The following is a 4,955-nucleotide window of genomic DNA, read 5'->3' as shown; positions in this document are numbered from 1 at the left end:
CAGCGCGAATTATATACCTTAGCGGTAGTTTTTTGGCGCTTTATTTCAAAGGGACTTCTCGATGGAAGCCCTGAAGGAAGTATTTTGATCCGGCGTTATAAAATGTAGTATACGCCAGACTCCTCGTAAAGAGAGTAAAGGATAAAGGCCCCAGGGGGGCGACTTATGAAGCGTGTAGATGTAGGATTTTTAATGGTAAGGCAAGAATTTCTTCCGAATAGCGAAGGCTTTTCCGAAGGTTCCGGTACAATTGACTCGGTCTGAGTAGCCGGCCTGTTTCCTGAATTCAGTACTGTTCCCCTCCTACATCCCACAAGCGTGACATAATTCCCCCTGGAGCGATGCATAAAAGATACTTATTTGATCTGGGGAGGCGATTGGCCCTATGGCAGATGATGTGGTCAAGGAAATGTTTATTAACGAATCGGCCGGGAGTACCCGCCTGGCCATTGTCGAAAATGGCCGCCTCGTTGAACTGTACGTGGAACGCCCCGACTATCAACGCATGGTGGGCAGCATTTACAAGGGGGTGGTTGAGAATGTCATCCCCGGTATGCAGGCTGCTTTCGTAGACATCGGCTACTCGGTGAACGCTTTCCTTCCCTTCGCCGAGATCGGCAATCTCGAAAATCTGGAATACGTGTCCCTGGAGGAGGTCGAACAGGCCCTACATGGCGACGGTGGCGAACAGAAACGCCCCTCCGAAAAGCCTGCCGAAACCCAGCGCACGGCCCGCCCCAGACGGAACCAGACTACCGTCGCGACGGAGATCGACTTGAAGTCCGGGCAGGAAATCCTGGTACAGGTCATCAAGGAACCCTTCGCCGGCAAGGGCCCCCGTGTCACTACCGATATCGCCATCCCCGGCCGGCTGCTCGTCCTGGTTCAGAACGCCGACTTTATCGGCATTTCACGAAAGATCACCGACAAGTATGAAGTTCGCCGCCTCCGAAAAGTGGTGGAGTCCTTCAAGCCCGAGGGCTTCGGCATTATCGTACGCACCGTCTCCGAAGGAAAAGACCAGAAAGTCCTCACCAAGGACTTCGAAAACCTGTGGCAGTCGTGGAAAGAACTGGAGTCCATCTCCAAAAACCGATCGGGACCCATCCTGCTCTACCAGGATCTCACCACTACCGACAGTGTTATCCGGGACCTGCTGACCCCCGACGTGGATAAGGTCATCATCGATTCCAAGGAGATTTACAAGCGCCTCACCAGCTACCTCAGCGACGTCTCTCCATCCCAGGTGAATCTGGTAGAGTTCTACCGGGGCAAGGCTCCCATTTTCTCCAACCACGACATCGAGGGGCAGATCGACAAGACCCTCCAGCGCAAGGTCTGGCTCAAGAGCGGCGGTTACATCGTCCTGGAGCACACCGAGGCCATGCTGGTGGTGGACGTGAACAGCGGCCGCTTCATCGGCAAGGCGGACCACGAACAGAACTCGCTTAAAATCAATCTGGAGGCGGCCCGGGAAGTGGCCCGCCAGCTGCGCCTGCGCGACATCGGCGGACTTATCATCATCGACTTTATCGATATGCAGGACGAGACTAACAAGAAAAAGGTCTACAACGAACTGGTGAAGGAGCTTAAAAAAGACCGCGCCAAGGTGGCCGTGACACACATCTCCGAGTTCGGCCTGCTGGAAATGACCCGCGAACGGGTGCGCCTGTCACTGCTGCACTCCGTGAGTGAAGAATGCCCCACCTGCAAAGGCCTGGGACGCATCCCCTCCAAGGACGCCATGATCACTTCCATCGACAGCTGGCTGCGGCGCTTCCGCTCCAACCATAAAGACCGCCGCCTGGTCATCACTGTGCCCCCTTCCCTGGCCGACCACCTGCTGGAAACCAAGTCCCAGGTGGTGAAGAGCTTCATGTGGCAGCACTGGGTCTGGCTGGAAATCAAGGCCGACGACAACCTGGCACCCGACCAGTTCCGGGTCTACTCCAAGCGCCGCAAGACCGACGTCACCGAAGAAGTGTAAGCCACCAGCCTACCCCTGACTTATAACGCCCTCCTCGTACGCGACGAGGAGGGCGTTTTTATCTCGTCAGCGCTTAATGGCTCCTTTACGACTATACTTTAGCGAAAATAACTGTAAGACTATGTCTGAGATTTCTTATTCCTTTTTCTGAATATCTTATAGTGCTTTCCTTAAATTAGCCATTGCTTTTCGCTACAATCGTTTAAGATCACTATCCTATAAAAGATTTTCACTAATGGTAAACTGTTAAGGATCAAAATCATGCTGCCTGTCCCGCCATCAGTCCCGCTGAAAGCGGGGCCGCAGGCGGGGCCTGTCACCCACCTGGCGGCTAATAGTGATTATTGGCAAGAAGTGATAGCCCATCTGAAATATAATTCTTGACGTTGCCGTTTATTTATAATATCTTGTATCCGCAGCGCTCCCTCGTAGTGAAGCTGCGTTAGGGCGGTGAATGACTATATAGCCGTAGGCATTTATAATGGAAGGAGTATGTCTGTGGGGGATTTTCAAAGGATAAAATGGGCGGAATTACTCGCGAGGGAGAGTTCCATGACTAAACTGCGACCTTACCATAAAATAAATGTTTTGCTAATGCTTTTCGTGGGGCTGGTGGCAACAACCACGCAGGCACAGGCAAATAATGCACCACACAAGTATAGCATTGGAATCGGCTACTCGCGCTTACCCCTTGAATCCATGGAAGAGTATGCCTTTGATATACCGTATGCACCCTTATCCCTGCTCGCTAGCTATGAGCCAAGTCCCTATGCGAGGTTCACACTTTTCCTAGGTGCTGGAAGTGAGAAGTCTATCATACACCGGGATATCACTGTCGTGCATAGGCAATCGGTGCTAGGACTAGGCGCCTATCGGCTCTGGAAGTGTAAACGTTTTACTCCTTCAATCGGTGTCCGTACCGGTCTTGTGCGTCAGAGGACGAAGAGTTCCAACAGTAGTCTTGGACGCATAGATGTGGACAGCTACTTCATTCAGGCAATTACAGGCGGGGAGGTCGCTATCTCCAGCCGACTAAGCTTCGGCATGGAACTGTCTGGCCAATTCGCTTATTCGAAGTTCTTTGAGAGAGGCGGAATGGCTTTGGACGTTCGTCAGTATCCTATTACCACTCTTAAGTTTGGATTCAACGTCTTACTTCATTACTCTCTACCGTGGTGAATTCTGCAAATCCTCGGACACAGTGTTAATGTTTTTTCGGAGCTTATCTTCATGGATATATATGAAGAAAGGAATTCTAGTAATTGAATGCTGGTCAAAGTTTGTCACATCATCATGTAACTAAGGAGGTAGTACCATGTGGAACAAACTAACGGCGACAGCCTTTAAACTGCCTTTCCTTCTAGTGCTGGTACTGCTACCTTGGGCGATGCTGAGCGCCCAGGTTATGTTTCGGGGCAAGGAGGTACGTACTGGAATCTGGAATGGCCGTCAGGTTGAATACGTTCATGGTGAAATTGCAGTGAAGCTACGGCAGGGTATTCAAGTCGCTGATGTGCTTCCGCTTTTACAGAATTATGGTGCGAATATAAGAAAGGATCTCAACAAACTCCGCTGGGTACAATTCGAGGTCCCGGATACTATCGATGTACTCTCACTTGGGGCTGAGCTAAGTAGAAATCCCTTAATACAAGTCGCAGAACCCAATATAATAGGACACGCATGCGTCGTTCCTGATGATGACCACTTCGACAAACAATGGGGACTCAAGAATACAGGGCAAGTGTCTGGCGGCACCGTTGATGCTGATATCGATGCTGAGGAACTTGGGACATTACTACTGGAGATAGTGATGTTTTGATAGCTATTCTTGATACTGGTATCCCCTTGGTAAACGGAAGTCTTTATCATGATGATTTGGACGATCCCTCCAGATTTTTTTTAGGGGACGACATTGTTGGAGATGGTAACGGAGTCAAAGACGAGAATGGTCATGGTAGCCATGTAACCGGAATCGCGGCAGCTGAATCAGACAATGACGAAGGAATTGCAGGAGTCTGCTGGGATTGCAGCATTCTTGCGGTCCAGGTATTGGACGAAAATAAAAACGGGACTGACGATGAATTTCTGGAAGGAGTAATGTATGCTGAAGAGGAAGGTGGAGTACATATCATTAATGCAAGTCTTGGTTGGTCTTCGCCAACCACTAAAATTGAGGATGCAGTTCAACATGCAAATGATAATGATATTATAGTTGTAGCTGCAGCTGGCAATGAAGGTACATCAGGTGGTGCTATCATATGGCCAGCTCGCTATTCAACATCATATTCAAACGTCATTGCCGTTGGAGCAACGTACCAGAATGATTCAAGGGCATCGTATTCAAGCTATGGTTCTGCCCTAAACATTGTTGCACCTGGAGGCGAAGGTGGAACCCCAAACGCGAATGATATCTATTCCACAATACCAGGCAATACCTATGCCTATAAGTATGGCACATCTATGGCTGCCCCGCATGTCTCGGGTCTGGCCGGGCTGATTCTCTCGCTTCATCCATCCTTGGCCCCCCATGAGGTGAGAGAAATCATTGAAGTAACAGCTGATGATAAGGGAAGCTCTGGTTGGGATCAATACTATGGGCATGGCCGCATCAATGCCTACACTGCGGTATCAGCACTTATCGTACCTAATGAGTATTCTACCGTAAACGCTGCAGTCAATGCTGCTGGCTCAGGGGATATGATTGTTGTCGTTGGCTCAAGTACTTTGACCGGCGACATTGCATTACCCAGCGGTGTAAAACTTGTATTGGGATCTAATGCTAATCTGACCTTGAATGGCTACTACATCAAGTCCACCGGTGGCACGATCACCCGGTATACCGGAGCAACCGTTACACCTGACATCAGTGTGAAAGAGGATTCAATGCTAAAGGGACTCTATTCAACTATCCAATCCGCCGTTAATAATGCCTCCTCTGGTCAAATAGTTGCTATATACTCTGATTATA

At 49.8% G+C, this 4,955-nt stretch carries 4 protein-coding genes; all 4 read left to right on the top strand.

Annotation, left to right across the window (positions count from 1 at the left end):
- Positions 1-385 precede the first annotated feature (385 nt).
- Positions 386-1,987, top strand: coding sequence for a ribonuclease E/G (locus ACETWG_07660; GenBank protein MFB0516464.1), 1,602 nt, complete (start codon positions 386-388; stop codon positions 1,985-1,987).
- A 552-nt stretch (positions 1,988-2,539) separates the two neighbouring features.
- The gene (locus ACETWG_07655) at positions 2,540-3,166 is read left to right on the top strand and encodes a hypothetical protein (protein MFB0516463.1); all 627 of its coding nucleotides are present in this window, start codon (positions 2,540-2,542) and stop codon (positions 3,164-3,166) included.
- Positions 3,167-3,302: 136 nt separating this feature from the next.
- Positions 3,303-3,806, top strand: a complete 504-nt coding sequence (locus tag ACETWG_07650) for a hypothetical protein (GenBank protein ID MFB0516462.1) — start codon at positions 3,303-3,305, stop codon at positions 3,804-3,806.
- Positions 3,803-4,955, top strand: a 1,153-nt coding sequence (locus ACETWG_07645; protein ID MFB0516461.1) for a S8 family serine peptidase, incomplete at its 3' end; no start/stop codon positions are given. The genes ACETWG_07650 and ACETWG_07645, both read left to right, overlap by 4 nt.

This window comes from Candidatus Neomarinimicrobiota bacterium (assembly GCA_041862535.1).
Lineage (GTDB): Bacteria > Fidelibacterota > Marinisomatia > SCGC-AAA003-L08 > TS1B11.
Note: the sequence above shows the minus strand (reverse complement) of the source record. Positions and strands in the feature narration are given on the sequence as shown.